The organism is Microbacterium hydrocarbonoxydans (genome assembly GCF_011752045.1).
GTDB lineage: Bacteria > Actinomycetota > Actinomycetes > Actinomycetales > Microbacteriaceae > Microbacterium.
In genome coordinates this window covers 113,437-128,153 of record NZ_JAAKXW010000005.1, presented here as the reverse complement: position 1 = coordinate 128,153, position 14,717 = coordinate 113,437, and the positions used below count along the sequence as shown (strand labels likewise).

The 14,717-nt window shown below is 70.8% G+C and carries 17 protein-coding genes and 1 tRNA gene; 10 read left to right on the top strand and 8 right to left on the bottom strand.

From position 1 onward, the window contains the following. Nucleotide 1: 1 nt before the first annotated feature. The 4 genes from G6G98_RS14440 to G6G98_RS14425 form a co-directional block, all read right to left on the bottom strand. Nucleotides 2–1,411, bottom strand: a complete 1,410-nt coding sequence (locus G6G98_RS14440) for an MBL fold metallo-hydrolase RNA specificity domain-containing protein (protein ID WP_164234382.1) — start codon at nucleotides 1,409–1,411, stop codon at nucleotides 2–4. Further along, the gene (locus G6G98_RS14435) at nucleotides 1,408–2,010 is read right to left on the bottom strand and encodes a flavodoxin family protein (RefSeq protein ID WP_243842143.1); all 603 of its coding nucleotides are present in this window, start codon (nucleotides 2,008–2,010) and stop codon (nucleotides 1,408–1,410) included. Before G6G98_RS14435 ends, G6G98_RS14440 begins: the two co-directional genes overlap by 4 nt. Nucleotides 2,011–2,104: 94 nt before the next feature. Then, on the bottom strand, nucleotides 2,105–2,770 hold the full coding sequence (locus G6G98_RS14430) for a response regulator (RefSeq protein ID WP_164234381.1): 666 nt from the start codon (nucleotides 2,768–2,770) through the stop codon (nucleotides 2,105–2,107). Beyond that, nucleotides 2,767–4,485: a sensor histidine kinase gene (locus G6G98_RS14425; RefSeq protein WP_164234380.1), complete on the bottom strand. Its 1,719-nt coding sequence runs from the start codon at nucleotides 4,483–4,485 to the stop codon at nucleotides 2,767–2,769. The genes G6G98_RS14430 and G6G98_RS14425 overlap by 4 nt, the downstream gene beginning before the upstream one ends. 102 nt (nucleotides 4,486–4,587) lie before the next feature. Here G6G98_RS14425 and G6G98_RS14420 point away from each other — a divergent pair, with 102 nt between their 5' ends. From G6G98_RS14420 to G6G98_RS14405, 4 genes are all read left to right on the top strand, one after another. Next, complete coding sequence (locus G6G98_RS14420; protein ID WP_164234379.1) at nucleotides 4,588–5,352, top strand: universal stress protein; 765 nt, start codon at nucleotides 4,588–4,590, stop codon at nucleotides 5,350–5,352. 22 nt (nucleotides 5,353–5,374) lie between these two features. Beyond that, complete coding sequence (locus G6G98_RS14415; protein ID WP_164234378.1) at nucleotides 5,375–5,872, top strand: universal stress protein; 498 nt, start codon at nucleotides 5,375–5,377, stop codon at nucleotides 5,870–5,872. A 61-nt stretch (nucleotides 5,873–5,933) separates the two neighbouring features. Next, nucleotides 5,934–6,596: a response regulator transcription factor gene (locus G6G98_RS14410; RefSeq protein ID WP_164234377.1), complete on the top strand. Its 663-nt coding sequence runs from the start codon at nucleotides 5,934–5,936 to the stop codon at nucleotides 6,594–6,596. Nucleotides 6,597–6,718: 122 nt separating this feature from the next. Further along, nucleotides 6,719–7,138, top strand: coding sequence for a pyridoxamine 5'-phosphate oxidase family protein (locus G6G98_RS14405; RefSeq protein ID WP_164234376.1), 420 nt, complete (start codon nucleotides 6,719–6,721; stop codon nucleotides 7,136–7,138). 88 nt (nucleotides 7,139–7,226) lie between these two features. On the opposite strand, the gene G6G98_RS14400 is transcribed toward G6G98_RS14405, so the two are convergent. Next, on the bottom strand, nucleotides 7,227–7,892 hold the full coding sequence (locus tag G6G98_RS14400) for a BON domain-containing protein (protein WP_164234375.1): 666 nt from the start codon (nucleotides 7,890–7,892) through the stop codon (nucleotides 7,227–7,229). Nucleotides 7,893–8,038: 146 nt separating this feature from the next. Between G6G98_RS14400 and G6G98_RS14395 the strand changes: the two genes are divergently transcribed. From G6G98_RS14395 to G6G98_RS14370, 6 genes are all read left to right on the top strand, one after another. Further along, on the top strand, nucleotides 8,039–8,503 hold the full coding sequence (locus G6G98_RS14395; RefSeq protein ID WP_067354153.1) for a universal stress protein: 465 nt from the start codon (nucleotides 8,039–8,041) through the stop codon (nucleotides 8,501–8,503). Further along, entirely contained in the window at nucleotides 8,500–10,371 is a 1,872-nt protein-coding gene (locus tag G6G98_RS14390) for a heavy metal translocating P-type ATPase (protein ID WP_166706128.1), read from the top strand. Before G6G98_RS14395 ends, G6G98_RS14390 begins: the two co-directional genes overlap by 4 nt. A 64-nt stretch (nucleotides 10,372–10,435) precedes the next feature. Next, nucleotides 10,436–11,182, top strand: a complete 747-nt coding sequence (locus G6G98_RS14385; RefSeq protein ID WP_067354147.1) for an SDR family NAD(P)-dependent oxidoreductase — start codon at nucleotides 10,436–10,438, stop codon at nucleotides 11,180–11,182. Nucleotide 11,183: 1 nt separating this feature from the next. Further along, nucleotides 11,184–11,735, top strand: coding sequence for a pyridoxamine 5'-phosphate oxidase family protein (locus G6G98_RS14380; RefSeq protein WP_164234373.1), 552 nt, complete (start codon nucleotides 11,184–11,186; stop codon nucleotides 11,733–11,735). A 62-nt stretch (nucleotides 11,736–11,797) separates the two neighbouring features. Beyond that, the gene (locus G6G98_RS14375; RefSeq protein WP_164234372.1) at nucleotides 11,798–12,157 is read left to right on the top strand and encodes a hypothetical protein; all 360 of its coding nucleotides are present in this window, start codon (nucleotides 11,798–11,800) and stop codon (nucleotides 12,155–12,157) included. Between the two features lie 2 nt (nucleotides 12,158–12,159). Then, on the top strand, nucleotides 12,160–12,522 hold the full coding sequence (locus G6G98_RS14370) for a DUF5655 domain-containing protein (RefSeq protein WP_067354137.1): 363 nt from the start codon (nucleotides 12,160–12,162) through the stop codon (nucleotides 12,520–12,522). Between the two features lie 248 nt (nucleotides 12,523–12,770). On the opposite strand, the gene G6G98_RS14365 is transcribed toward G6G98_RS14370, so the two are convergent. The 3 genes from G6G98_RS14365 to G6G98_RS14355 all read right to left on the bottom strand — a co-directional run bounded on the left by G6G98_RS14365 (nucleotide 12,771) and on the right by G6G98_RS14355 (nucleotide 14,617). Then, nucleotides 12,771–12,974 carry a hypothetical protein gene (locus G6G98_RS14365; RefSeq protein WP_067354133.1) on the bottom strand — a complete coding sequence of 68 codons (204 nt, stop codon included), beginning with the start codon at nucleotides 12,972–12,974 and terminating at the stop codon, nucleotides 12,771–12,773. A gap of 193 nt (nucleotides 12,975–13,167) precedes the next feature. Continuing rightward, nucleotides 13,168–13,243, bottom strand: a tRNA-Met gene (locus G6G98_RS14360). A gap of 102 nt (nucleotides 13,244–13,345) precedes the next feature. Beyond that, nucleotides 13,346–14,617: an HNH endonuclease gene (locus G6G98_RS14355; RefSeq protein ID WP_164234371.1), complete on the bottom strand. Its 1,272-nt coding sequence runs from the start codon at nucleotides 14,615–14,617 to the stop codon at nucleotides 13,346–13,348. Nucleotides 14,618–14,717 lie beyond the last annotated feature (100 nt).

Here is a 14,717-nt window from a genome sequence, read left to right as displayed (position 1 = left end):
GTCATCCTTGGAGAGCGGGCTCGGGAGAGACGCGCTCCGTCAGGTCCACTTCCTGCATCGGGTCCGGCACCTTCGCGCTCCACCCGAGCTCCCGTCCGATCCGCAGCCGCAGGGCGTCCGACGCCGCCGGCTCGCCATGCGTCACGTAGACGACACGGGGCTCGCGGGGCGCGCCCTTCATCCACCGGAGCACGCCGTCCGCATCGGCGTGCGCCGACATCGAGTCGACATGCACGACCTCCGCGCGGATCGGCACGTCCCTGCCGAAGATGCGCAGCTCCCGCTCGCCGTCGAGGAGCCGCTTCCCGCGTGTGCCGCCGGCCTGGAATCCGGTGAGCACGATGGCGTTGCGGGCGTCGGGCCCGTAGGCGCGCAGATGGTGGAGGATGCGGCCGCCCGTCAGCATCCCGCTGGCGGAGACGATGACCATCGGCCCTCCCCGCAGGTTGAGGAGCTTCGACTCGTCGACGTCGCGCACCGGCGTCGCGATCGAGTACAGCCGCTCGATCTCGTCCGCGCCGAGGCGGTGCTCCCCGGGATGATCTCGGTAGACGTCTGCGACGCTGATGGCCATCGGGCTGTTCAGGTAGATCGGCACGTCGGGGATCTCTCCCCGATCCCGCAGCCGCGAGAGATGCAGCAAAACGGTCTCGGTGCGCCCGACCGCGAATGCGGGGATCAGGACCACGCCGCCGCGCCGGACCGTGCGGCGCACGACATCTCCCAGCGCGTCCTCGGGGTTCTCCTCGCTGTGATGCCGGTCGCCGTACGTCGACTCCGCGACGAGGACGTCGGCGCCCGCGAAAGGATGCGGGGGACGCATGAGCGGGTCGTCTTCGCGTCCGAGGTCCCCCGTGAAGCAGACGCTGCTTCCCTCCACATCGAGGTACACGCTGCTCGCGCCGAGGATGTGGCCGGCTCCGCGAAGACGCACGGCGACCCCCGGCGCCACGGCGGTCTCGCCGGCCGCGAGCGGAGTGAACCGGTCCACGGCCCTCATCGCATCCTCCACCGTGTACAGCGGCGTCGGATGCTCGTGGCGCGACGAGCCGTGCCTGATCGCCGCCCGCGCCTCCTCCTCGAGGAGGTGCGCGCTGTCTAGCAGCATGATCCGGCAGAGTGCGATCGTGCCCGCGCTGGCGTACACGCGCCCGCGGAACCCGTCGCGCACGAGAGCAGGGAGATAGCCGGAATGATCCAGGTGCGCGTGGGTGAGCACGACAGCGTCGACCGAGGAAGGCAGCACCGGGAACCTCGCCCTGTTCCGCTCTCGCAGCGCCTTGTATCCCTGGAACAGCCCGCAGTCGACGAGCACGCGCGAGGACGAGGCGTCGAGAAGGTAGCGGGAGCCGGTGACCGTGCCCGCGGCGCCGAGGAAGGTGAGGCGGCCTCCGTGCGACCGGCTGCTCATGATCGCGACTCCCGTCGTGCTGCGTCCCCGGTCTCTGCGCGCAGCGCGGCGCCGAGCGTCCGCCCCCATTCGAATGCCCGCTCGGCCTCGCCGGGAAGGAGCCGGCTGTCCTTGTCGACCAGGAAGCTCTCGGGTGGCAGGAACTCCCGCAGCCCGCGCCGCCTCAGGCGCTTCGAGATCGCACCTGCCGCCGAGCCGGTGAAGATCCAGGGCATGTCGATCCTGGTGTCGAACGCCGCGAAGGAGTCCCCGCTCAGCCGGGCCACGGGGATCCATTCCCGAACGCCGATGTCATGGGGACCGGGCTCGAGGGCGAATCGCGCACGATCCCTCGCCCAGCGCCGCCCCTCAGCGCGCGACTCCGGACGGCTCAGGGAATGCGCGTGCGTGGGCGCACCGACCACGACGAGCCGTCGGCCCTCCGCGGAGGGGAGGTCGGCGACCCGGTACACGCCCACCGGGAGGCTCGTCCGGATGCCGTCGGCGATCGCCTCGGCGATTCGCCGGGTGCTGCCGAACATCGACTCGAAGACCAGGAGCACCTCCTCCGAGGCTCCCGCGGCGGTGCCGGCGGACTCGATCTCCTCGGAACGGTTCATCGGTGCTCCTCGTGGACGGGACAGGACGGTCGACTCCGATGATGCGGTGTCCGAGCGCCCCGCCGCGGGCCCAACGTCCCATCGCGCCCGGAGGTCAGGAGAGGCGGTTCGCCGACGAGTCCGGCCCGGATCGCCGAGATGCGGCCACGTAGACGGCCGCCTGCGTGCGCCGCTCCATGCCGAGCTTGGACAGCAGCCCCGTCACATAGTTCTTCACTGTCTTCTCCGCGAGGCCGAGGCGCTCACCGATCTGCCGGTTGGTGAGACCTTCGGCGATCAGCCGGAGGGCCTGACGCTCCCGCAGCGTCAATTCGACGTCGGCGCGCGGCTTCTCCTCCGCACGAGCCCGAAGCTCCTCCTGAACGCGCGCGGCCACCGATGGCGGGATCAGGCTCTCTCCGCGTGCGGCCCGGCGGACGCTCTCCGCGATGTTCGCACCCCGGACGGACTTCAGCACGTACCCCGACGCGCCCGAGACGACGGCCGCGACTGCGGCCGCGTCGTCATCGAACGCGGTGAGGATGAGGCACCTCACCGCGGGCAGCTCCGACCGGATGCGGCGGCACAGATCGATGCCGCTGCCGTCTGGAAGGCGGACGTCGAGGACGACCACATCCGGCACGGTCGCCCTGATCCGCCCGATCGTGCCCTCGACCGCTCCGGATTCGCCCACCACCTCGAGGTCGCGCTCATCGCCGATGATCCGGGAGATGCCCTGCCGCACGATCTCGTGGTCGTCGACGAGGAACACCCGCGTCACGGAACCGCCGCCGTTCGCGAATCCAGCGGGACATGCCAGCGCACGCGGGTCCCGCCCTCCTTCCGCGCCTCCACGTTGAACACGCCTCCGTGAGCGAGGGCGCGCCGGGCGAGGTTCGCGGTGCCGCTCCGCTTCGTCGGCGCTTCAGGCATCCCCACGCCGTCGTCGTCGATCAGCACCGTGACGTGGGATGCCGTGACGGAGACGGTGACCTGCGAGCTGTGCGCCTGAGCGTGCCGCGCGACGTTGCTGAGCGATTCGCGCACCACGGCGACGACGTCATCCGCAAGGGCTCCTGTGACGAGCAGGTCGGCGGGGCCCTCGAAGGTCAGCCGCGGTGCCGCGAGCTGCGGGGACACGTCGCTGACGATGTCGAGGAGGCGATGACGGAGCGACTCGCCTCCTCCGGTCTGCAGCGCGAAGATCGCCGTGCGGAAGTCGGCGATCGCGGCGTCGATCTCGCCCACGTGGGCGGTGATGGCCGGCGCATGCGATGGCAGGGTGGCTGCGAGCGCCTGAAGGCCCAGTCCGGTTCCGAACAGGTGCTGGATGACGTTGTCGTGGAGATCCCTCGCGATCTCGGCGCGCACGCCGATGACGTCCAGGCGCTGACGATCGGCTCTGGCCTGCGCGAGCGCCAGGGCGAGGCCTGCCTGGGCGGCGAACTCGGACAGCGTGGAGAGGTCGTCGGGAGAGAAGCGAGGCGACCCTTCGGCACGGGTCGCGCACAGTGCTCCCGCCGGGGTGCCGGCCACGACGAGCGGCACCGCGATCGTCGGCCCTCCGAGGAGCCGTTCATCCAGGGCCAGCGAATCGGAGAGCCTGTCCGCCGAGAAGGCGATGCCGTCGCCCATGACCCGGCGGATGATCGCCTCCTCGGCGGGGATGTCCGCCCCCTCGACCGATCCCGCCCCGATCCCTCGCGCGGTCTCCACACGGAACCGGTCGGAATCGGGGCTGGGCACGACGATGCACACGAGATCTGCCATCACGAGCGAGGCGACCCTTTCGGCGACGACACCGAACACGTCGCCCGAATCCGAGGCGAGCAGGGCTGCGGTGATCTCGGCGAGGGCGCTGCTGAGCCGCTCCAGCCGGCGCGACTCCTGGTAGCGCCGGGCGTTGTCGATGGCGATCGCGGCGGTGGAGGCGAGTGCGACGACGAGTTCCTCGTCCTCGTCTGTGAAGCTCCCGCCCTTGCGGTTCGTGAGGTAGAGGTTCCCGAAGATCTCGCCCCGCACCCGCACGGGGACGCCGAGGAAGGTGCCCATCGGCGGGTGGTGCGCCGGGAAGCCGGCTGATCGGGGGTCTGCTCCGAGATCCTCCAGGCGGATCGGGTCCTGGCTCTGGATGACGGCGCCGAGGATCCCGTGCCCTCGCGGCAGGTCTCCGATCGCCTCCACGACGTCATCGGGCATGCCGACGTGGATGAACTGCTCCAGCCTCCCGTCACGGTCGATGACGCCGAGAGCGCCGTACTGTGCGTCGACAAGCGTCACCGCGGCCTCGGCGATGTGGCGCAGCACCTGCTCGAGGTCGAGGCCCTCGACGACGATCTGCGTGGCCCGCAGGAGATGGCGCAGCCGTCCTTCAGCCCGCAGCACCTGCTGGGCGCGGTCGATCAGCTCGGCTATCGTCCGTTCGAGCTCTGAACGGCGATAGTCGGGGAACTGGAGGGTCTCGTCGTCCATGGCTCCCGCTTCCGGCCACCTCACGCAGGATCCTACTCCGCAGGCGGAGAGAAGGGACCTTCGGCCCTCGCCCGCCGGAGCGCGCATGCGACTCTCGTACGCATGCCGAGGGAAGGGCGGTCGCCGATGTTCAGTCGCCTCGTCGTCGCCGTCGGGAGTGAGGACGGCGCGGCCGCCGCGGCGTGGGCGTCCGCGCACGCCTCGTGGGCCCCGGCCCCGCCGATCGGGATCCATGTCGTGACCGACGATTCCGCACCGGCACCGCCGTCGTCGCCGTCGTCGCCGTCCAAGATCATCCGGGACCCGGACATCCCGCAGGCGATCGCGGCGTTCGTCCGAGCCGACGACCTGCTCGTGATCGGCACCGGCAAGACGGGGTTCATCCGCAGCCGGATCTTCGGCTCCCTCGGCCTCCGGATCGTATCGGCGGTGCCGTGCGGCGTCGCCGTCATCCCTCAGGTGGACCTGCGGTTCCGTCGAGGCGTGGTCGCGGGCGTGGGCTCCCTCTCCGGCGCCGGTCCGATCGTCTCGGCCGCCGGCGCCGAGGCCGCCGCGCGCGCCGAGACGCTGACGGTGCTGCACTCGTCGTACGAGGGCGTCGTCCCGGCCCCCGTCGAGACCGCCGCCGCCCAGCTGGAACAGCTGATCGCCGACCTCGCGCTCAGCCGGCCGGGGATCGAGAGCCGCGCGCGGAGGACGACCAGGCCACCGGCGGAGGCGCTCCTGGATGCGTCGCGGAACGCCGCCCTTCTCGTCCTGGGCACCCATCGAGGGCGTCCGCCAGGACCGGTCATCCACGACGTGCTGATGAACATCAACGCCCCGGTGCTGATCGTGAACCTGGCCGCCACGGCCGACGGCCGGCGCGCGGTGGTGCCGACGGCCCGATGAACCGACGAGAAGGAGAACAACCATGAACACCGCATCCACTGTCCCGCCCGTGATCGTGGGCGTCGACGGATCCGCCTGCTCCGTCGAGGCCCTGTCCTTCGCGGCGAGGGTCGCGCGGGCGCTGGACGCCCCGCTCGAGGCGATCACGACGTGGACCTATCCCCTGCTGCTCGATCCGTTCGACCCGAGTCTCGACCGGCTGCCGAAGAAGTACGCGGAGCGCGCGGCCAGGGAGGCGATCAAGGCCGCCTTCCAGGGCGCCCCGCCGGAGCGCTTCTCGCATCGCGTGATCCCGGGACCGCCGCGCGAGGTCCTGATCGAGCTCAGCGACAAGGCGTCGATGCTGGTGCTGGGCAGTCATGGACGCGGCGGTCTGGCCGGACTGATCCTCGGCTCGGTGAGCGCATCGTGCGCGGCGCACGCCCGGTGCCCGGTACTGGTCGTGCACGAGGGTGACGCCGCCGCGACCGACACGGCGACGTCCCGGCATCTCGTGGACGCGGTCCCGCCCCACGAGTAGCCTGTGTCGCAGGTCGATCCCGGTCGGCGGCACGCCGTCCGGGCGGGGAGGGAGATGACTCGTGTACCGGATCTTCCTCGTCGATGACCACGAGGTGGTCCGTCGAGGGATCGCCGACCTCATCGAGACTCAGGCGGACCTGACCGTCGTCGGCGAGGCCGCCACATGCGCGGAAGGCTTCGCCGGCGTCGCAAGGACTCTTCCGGACGTCGCGATCGTGGACGGGAGGCTTCCCGACGGCAGCGGCATCGACCTCTCCCGGCGCATCAGGCAACAGCATCCGGGCGTCGCGTGCCTCATCCTCACGGCCTTCGACGACGACGACGCCCTGATGTCGGCGATCCTCGGGGACGCGGCCGGCTACCTGCTCAAGTCCGTGCGGACGGCCGAGATCCTCACCGCAGTCAGGGCGGTCGCTCAGGGCCGACGCCTGCTCAGCCGCTCGATGATCCGCCGGGTCGGCGAGCACGCGGCCGCTGCGGCGGACGACGACCCCAGATTCGGCTCTCTGAACGCGCGCGAGAAGCAGATCCTCGCACTGATCGCGGAGGGACTGACCAACCGCGCCATCGGCGAGCGGCTCGGTCTCGCGGAGAAGACGATCAAGAACTACGTGTCATCGCTGCTCGGCAAGCTCGGCCTGGAACGGCGCACGCAGGCCGCCTTGCTGCAGGTGTCCCATGCGCGCCAGGCCTCAGGGCCGCATCCGGGCTCTCCGGCCTGACGGGACCTTCGACCCCGGAGAGGTGCGGATGCCGCCCGAGGATGTCTTCGTCCGCACCGGTCACAGCGTCGACATCACGTCGAAGGGCCTCTCGGCTGCGGGGATATCGAAGGGGAACGCCGATGGACGAGACCGGATCGCAGACCCGGATGCTGACCGAGACGGAGTGCTGGGATCGCCTGCGGCGAGCGCCCTACGGCCGCCTCGCGGCCGCCGCGGCCGGCGAAGTGGACATCTTCCCGGTCAATCACGCGATCGCGCACGACGTGATCGTGTTCCGCACGTCGGCGGGGACCAAGCTCCTGGAGCTGACGATCCACAGCACCGTCGCATTCGAGGTGGACGGCTTCGACGAGCGCGAGGCGTTCAGCGTCGTCGTCAAGGGAAGGGCCGAGGAGTTCGACCGGGACGCCGAGGTGCTCGACGCGGAGAGGCTCGGCGTCGCCCCCTGGGCTCCCGAGGAGAAGGACAGGTGGGTCCGGATCGTGCCGGCTTCCGTCCAGGGGCGGGCATTCAGCCGTCTGCGGGCCGCGGCTGACTGACGCTCCGGATGGCTCTCCCGCGCGCGACGACCACGCCACGCACGACGAGGGGTGCGGGGCCTGTCCGGTCCCGCACCCCTCCTCGCGGTCAGGCCACCCGCACGACGATGCGGTTGTCGACCTCCGTCACATGCGGGGACGACCACGCGGCCTTCGCCGCCTGACGGCGCTCCGCGCTGGAGCCGACGACGCCGGTCAGCGTCACCTTGTTCCCGATCACCTTCACGCCGATGCCGTCTGCATCCACTGCGGCGCTGCGCATCAGCGCCGCACGGATGCGCTCCTCGGCATCGGCCGCCGATGCCCGCGGCGTGAGCGAGATCATGCTGGTCACGCTGTAGACGCCGCGGAGGTGCTCGACGGCGCGCTTGGCGGCGGCCCGCTGGAACTCCCAGTCGACCTGGCCGACGAGCGTGACGTTGTGCCCGATGATCTCCGCCTTCACCGTCCGCGGCACGTTGACCGCCGCAGCGAGGGCTCGATCCACCTCCTTCGCGACGTCGGTCTCGCTGGTGAACAGCGCGGACCTCGGGTGGACGACCATGTCGTCGACGACCGCCCGCACGCCGCGGACGCGCTCTGCGGCGCGCATCGCGGCAAGTCGCTCCGTGTAGGAGTCGACCTCCCCGGACAGCGTCACGGTGCCGTCCTCGACGGCGACGCCGATGCCGGCGGCATCCACCTCGGGGGTCCATTCGATCTCGTCCCTCACCAGGGTCTGGACGTCGAGATCGCTGAGTGCTGCAGTTCTCATTCTCGTTCCTCTCGGTTCACCGTGCGATCGCACACCTTCACGTTCGGTCAGGTCCCTCCTTCCACGAGGGTCCTAGGTCCTGCCACTCACCGGCGCGTGTGACCTTGGTCCCTGGCTCGGGTTCCGGTGGATCGCACCCTGGACGGATGAACAACGAAGATGCAGAACGGATCGTCGTCGGCGTCGACGGATCCGAGCCCTCGGTGGCAGCTCTGAAGTACGCCGCGAGGATGGCGGAGGCGCTCGGCACCTCGCTGGAGGTCGTGACAGCCTGGGCGCCTCCTCCGCTCGATCCGATGATGGTGATCGACTGGTCGCCCGAGGAAGCGGCGAAGGACGTGCTCGACGGCACCGTGCGTGACGCCTTCGGCGACGACCCGCCTGCAGGCCTCGCCCGGACGGTGAACCCGGGGTCGCCGGCGCGCACGCTGATCCGGATGAGCGAGTCATGCGGGATGCTCGTGCTCGGCAGCCGCGGACACGGAGGCTTCGCCGGGCTCCTTCTGGGCTCGGTGAGCGCCGCCTGCGCCGCACACGCCCACTGCCCGGTGCTCATCGTCCACGCCGACGGTGCCCCGCGACGCGCGGCGGCAGACGAGGGCGACGGTTGACGGCCAGGCCGGCCGTGCGCGCTCCCGGCTGGCGCCCCGTCGTCGTCGCGGCGACGGTGTGCGTCATCCTCGCCGTGCTGACGCTCGACGCGGCCGGGTTCGCCGTGGCCGGCCGATGGCTCGCCGGCATCACCGTCGGGCTGTTCATCTGCGGGACGCTCGTCGGCATGGTGCGGGCGGTGCTGCGAGGTCATGTCGGCCTGGACATCCTGGCGCTGGTGGCGATGTCGGCGGCGCTCGCCGTCGGCGAGCATCTCGCGGCGCTCATCGTCATGCTCATGCTCGCGGGAGGGGAGTCTCTCGAGGACTTCGCGACCCGGCGTGCGCGGAGGGATCTGTCCGCGCTCCTCGATCGCTCGCCGCGCGTCGCCCATGTGCTCAGCCCAGTCGGATCGTCGGCAGCGGACGAGATGATCGATCTGCCGGTCGACGCGGTGGCGGTCGGGAGCGAGCTGCTCGTTCGCCCCTCCGAGATCGTCCCGCTCGACTCCGTGCTCCTCAGCGAGGCGGCGTCCTTCGACGAGTCCTCGCTGACCGGCGAGAGCCTGCCGGTCGGTCACGTCGCCGGCGACCAGGTGCTCTCCGGGTCCGTCAACGGCGAGCGGGCGGTACGCGTCCGGGCCATCAGGCGCAGCGCCGACAGCCAGTATCAGCAGATCGTCGCCCTCGTGCAGGCGGCGGAGGCGTCGAGGGCACCCGTCGTCCGTCTGGCCGACCGCTTCGCGATCCCGTTCACCGCGATCGCCCTCGTCCTCGCCGGCGCCGCCTGGGCGCTGTCCGGCGAGCCGCGACGCTTCGCGGAGGTGCTCGTGCTGGCGACGCCCTGCCCGCTGCTCATCGCGGCGCCGGTGGCCTTCCTCGGCGGGCTGTCCCGGGCTGCGGCGGCCGGCGTGATCGTCAAGGGCGGCGCGGTGATCGAGCAGCTCGCGCGGGTGCGCAGCGCGGCCTTCGACAAGACCGGCACCCTCACCCAGGGGCGTCCCGAGCTCGTCGGCGTCCGTCCGGCCCCGGGTTTCGACGCGGACGAGGTGCTGCGCCTGGCGGCGTCCGCCGAGCAGTACTCCACGCACGCGTTCGCCGACTGCATCCGCCGGGCGGCAGTGTCTCGGGGCCTGGAGCTGCACCCGGCCGCCGAGGCGAGCGAGGCCGCGACGAACGGCGTCACCGCGTTCGTCGACGGCCGGCGGGTGGCGGTCGGCAAACCCGGCTTCGTCTCCGGTCTCGCCCCCGACCTCGTCCGGGAGCCGCTCGATGCCGGGCACGGAGCCGCCTATGTCGCCGTCGATGAGCGATTCGCGGGCGTCCTCCTGCTCGCGGACGCTCCGAGACCTGAAGCAGCCTCCGTCATCCGGTGGCTGCGTGCGCACGAGGTGGAGCGGATCGTCATGCTCACCGGAGATCTCCTGCCGACGGCCCGCGCCGTCGGCGACCGGATCGGCCTGGAGGAGGTGCACGCCGAGCTCCTCCCGCCCGAGAAGGTCCGGCTGGCGGCCGCCATCGGCCCCCGCCCTCTGATGATGGTCGGCGACGGCGTGAACGACGCACCTGTCCTCGCCGCCGCCGATGTGGGGATCGCCATGGGCGCGAGAGGCGCCACGGCCGCGGGGGATGCCGCTCAGGTCGTGATCCTCGTGGATTCGCTCGCGAAGGTGGTCGAGGCGGTCTCGATCGGACGACACACGCTGCGCGTCGCGCTCACCGCCATCTGGATCGGGATCTGGCTGAGCATCGGCCTGATGCTCATCGCGATGACGGGCGCGATACCGGCCGTGGCCGGAGCACTGATCCAGGAGCTCGTCGACCTGACGACCATCCTCTATGCGCTGCGGGCGCTGGGCGGGCGAACGACCGGTCCAGGGGACCTTTGACCCGGTCGTCACCTGCCGGAGCGCGTTGGCTGAGATCCGAACCTCCCGAAGAAAGGAACCACTGATGTCCTCCACCCGCTTCCAGGACCGCACCGTCATCGTCACCGGAGCCGGATCCGGCATCGGTCGCGCGACCGCCGTGCAGCTCGCCGAGGAGTCCGCCCGCGTGATCGGCGTCGACGTGTCGCGCTCCCGCCTCCGGTCTCTCGAGGAGGAGCTGGGCGACGCCGTCCTCACGGTTGACGGAGACCTCACCGACCAGATCACGATCGACCGTGTCCTCGCCCACGCCGATTCCAGCGTCCACGGACTCGCCAACATCGCGGGCATCATGGACGGATTCGAGCCGACGGCCGAGATCAAGGACGAGACCTGGGATCGCGTCCTGGCGGTGAACCTCACGGCGATGATGCGGCTGACCAGGGCGGTGCTGCCCCTGATGATCTCCGCGGGCGGCGGGTCGATCGTCAACGTCAGTTCGGAGGCCGGGCTCCGCGGGTCTGCGGCCGGCACCCCGTACACGACGTCCAAGCATGCGGTGAACGGCTTCACGCTCAGCACGGCGTTCTTCTACACTCCTCACGGCGTCCGCTGCAATGCGGTCGCCCCCGGGCCGGTGGCGACGAACATCGAGGCCCCGTTCCGCTCCGAGATGGCGCAGCGGCGGCTCGGCCCGATCATGCAGGCGACCCTCCCCGAGATCGCGAACGCGGATGCACCGGCGGCGGCGATCATCTGGCTGCTGAGCGATGAGGCCTCCGACGTCTCGGGTGCGATCATCCCCGTCGACGGCGGCTGGGCGGCGATCTGACATGGCCACGCGATCGAGCCGGAGCACTGCTCCCGTCCCGGCGTCCGGTGCTGTCAGCGAGATCGACACCGCGGAATGCTGGCGACTCGCCGAGAAGGCCGACGTCGGCCGGTTCGTCGTGGCCGATGCCGGCGGCCTGCCGGAGGTGTTCCCCGTCAACCATCTGGTGCACGAGGGCAGCATCTACTTGCGTACGGCACCGGGACGCAAGCTGCGAGTGATCGCCGCACAGCCGCTCGCCGCTTTCGAGGTCGACGGCGTCGACGGCGCGCTCCGCTGGAGCGTGGTGATCAAGGGGACCGCCGTGCTCGTGGAGTCGGAGGAGGAGATCCGGGCATCCGGCATCATCGACCTCGCGTCCGCGCACCCGTCGGCGAAGCCTCACATCATCCGCCTGACCCCGCAGACGATCACGGGACGTCGGTTCCCGGCCTCGGATGCATCCGCCGACGACGCACGTCGCACCGGGGCACCCGGCGCCGCCCCCGTCGTGGACAACGGCCTTCGCAAGCCGACCCCGATCCCCCACTTCCCGCCGGCGCTCCCGGCCTGAGCCGGCCGCATCTGCCCGCTGTCCCTCCGCGCGGAGGGGTTCCACAAGGAAGGGAATACGCCATGGACGTCCACGCCGACGGACCGGCCGCCCCCTCTACGCGATTCCGTGCGTGGGTGTGGGGCTCGCTCGCGCTCCTGCCGATCTCGTTCGTCTTCGCCTTCGTCGCAGGCGAAGGCATCGCGACGCTGCTCGGCCCGTCCGACGATGCGAGGCCCCCGCTCTGGATCATGGGGATCGCCCTCACCACTGCCGCGCTCGTCTTCGCCCTGCCTCTCCTCCTCACCGCATGGTTGAGCGGTCGGGCAGCCGCGCGCGGAGAACGCGCCGCGCGAGCGCCATTGCTCGTCGGTGTCATCGTCGTCGCGTCCTTCATCCTCGTGAACGTCGCCAGCGGGCTGCTGGTGCTGACGATCGGCTAGGCATGCGTGCATCCTCGGCGCCTGAGGAGTTCTTCGCCGAGTGCGCCTTGGGTCTCGCCGTCTGCGAACGTCTCACGGCGGCAGCCGCCCCGGATGTCGTCGTGCGCGCGTCGAAGAGCCAGGTGAGCTTCTCACGCGGGCGAGGCTTCGCGTTCCTGTGGCTGCCCGGGCGTTACCTCCGGCATCCGGACGCTGAGGTCGTGCTCTCACTCGCGCTGGATCGCCCCATGGACTCGCCGCGGTTCAAGGAGGTCGTCCAGCCGTCGATGAATCGATGGATGCACCACCTCGAGATCACGTCGCTCGATGATGTCGACGCAGAGGTGATCGGCTGGTTCCGGGAGGCGGCGGAGGAGGCGTGCTGAGCGGACTCCGGCACGTCGCCTCAGCGCATCCCTTCCGGCTCATCCTGAACGGGCACGAGGTCGGCTGCGTGGTAGGCGAAGACCAGGCGCGCGGGCACCTCGCCGGAGCACCTCGCCGACGGCGTCGTCTACGCTCTGCAGATCCCGCCCCTCGGCGATCACCTGCGTGCGTCCCGGGTCGGGAACAGGCCGGCTCATCCTCGAGCCAGGGCGCCCGTCCGGCGGGAGGGAATCCGCGCGGGTAAGGCTCATGCGCCCAGGAGCGCGAGCCCGCAGTACAGGAAATACACGGGCCACACCGCCGCCTGGAGCAGGCCCAGCACGACCATCCAGAACGTCCCATCCGATTCCGAGATGAAGTAGATGGCCGCGCCGACGTAGGCCAGCAGGAAGAAGAACCCCCATGGCCCCGTCTTCTCGACCACCCGCACGGTTCTTCCGGTGCTCTCCATGTCTCTCCTCCTGTCCTCGCCTCATCGTGGCCCGTTCACTCAGCCCATCGCGGGCCCAAGGTCCCGCGGCAACGCGCCGACGGCGGACCGCGGTCGCGGAATCCACCAAGGCCGGACGGGCCGCCCAAGGGAAACGCGGTCGCGTCCCTCTGGGAGGAAGGCTGAGAACGACGGTCCCCGCGGCGGTTCCATGTGGACGCGACGGCGGGAGTCGAACCCGCAGCGCCTTCAGTTATGAGCTGAGGCCCGGGACCGCCCGGATCGCCGCGATGATGACTCGACGGTACTCCCGGATGCGCGGCACACGCCGGAGCGTTGCCTGGGATAACGCTATGAGTCTGACGATGACGGCCGCACCGATGCCGGATTCATCAGAAGGGTGGCGGGGTGTCGTCTTCGGTGAAGGTGACGGTGTTCGGGGGTGGCGGTCGGTCGATGTAGATCTTCCCGGTCGGACTGGTCCAGGCGAACACCCCGCCGCCGAGTTGCTCGACGTGCCAGGGACTGTGGTGTTTCAGGACGTGGTGTCTCCGGCAGAGGGCACCGAGGTTCGTGTCGGTCGTGGACCCGCCGAGGGCGGCGTCATGCGTGTGGTCGAGGTCGCTGTCCTGGGCGGGGTGTCCGCAAGTCGGGAACCGGCAGCGCTGATCCCGGGCCTGCAGATGGCGGCGCAGGCCTGCCGAGGGCCGGTAGCGGTCGACGGCGAGGATCGCGCCGGTGATCGGGTGGGTGAGGATGCGATCCCACCCGGATGCCGCCCCGGCGAGCCGCCTCGCGGTGGCGGTGTCGATCGGGATGTGGCCGTCGAGTTCTGCCGGGGCCGTGTTCAGGCCCATCAGGGTCGTGACGGGGACGGTCACGGAGACCGCGGCCGTGATCTGGGCGAGCAACCCGTCGGGGGTGTCCTGCCCCGCCGGGGCTCCGGTGAGGAGCAGGTCGAGGGCGAGGTCACAGCGGATCTGGTCCAGGGTCCGCGGGTCTGCAACACCGGCATCCGTCGATCCCTGGAGGGTCTTCGCCATCGCCGTGATCCGGTCATGCGCGCCGTGCACGAGAGCAGCCGGCCCGAAGACGGAGTACTCGGCCATCCCGTCCGGGTGATCCTTCACCCACGTGCGCCGGTGCTCCCGCGCATCCTCATGCCGGTCATCCACCGGTTTCGGCTGGAAGCGTTCCGCGAGCCGCCGCGCCATCCGCGCCGTCCGGTTCGGGGACTCCGCCGCCGCGAACTCCAGCATCTGCGCCGCGTACGCGTCACGGTCCGCGGGATCGTCGAGGTGCTCACCGGCGTCGAGGATGACCCGGGCGTGGGCGGCGCTGATCCGCCCGGCGCCCTGCGCCTGCCACACGCGCGGGAACCGCTCCACGAGGAACGACGCCTCGCTCAGCCGGCGTTGCACCGTCCGGTCCGACACCCGCAGCGCCGCGGCGAACTCCGCCGCCACCGCCCGGGTGGCCAGGTCTCCGAAGTCCTCATGCCCGGCCTCCTCCGCGACCTGCAGGGCGAGACGGGCGCCGACGGCGAGCATCCCGTCCCGGGCGGCCTGCAGCATGCTGATCGTCCGGTCCATCTCCACGATCGAATCCGTGAGCGCACCCAACGCGTCCACCTGCTCGATGGTCGCGTCCGCCAGTGCCGTCATACCCCTATGAAACCAGGGGCCACCGACATTGCCACCCCAGATCAGGGGCAGAAAAGAACACTCCCGCGGGCGAGAATCGGACTTCTCACCGAGGCGTCAT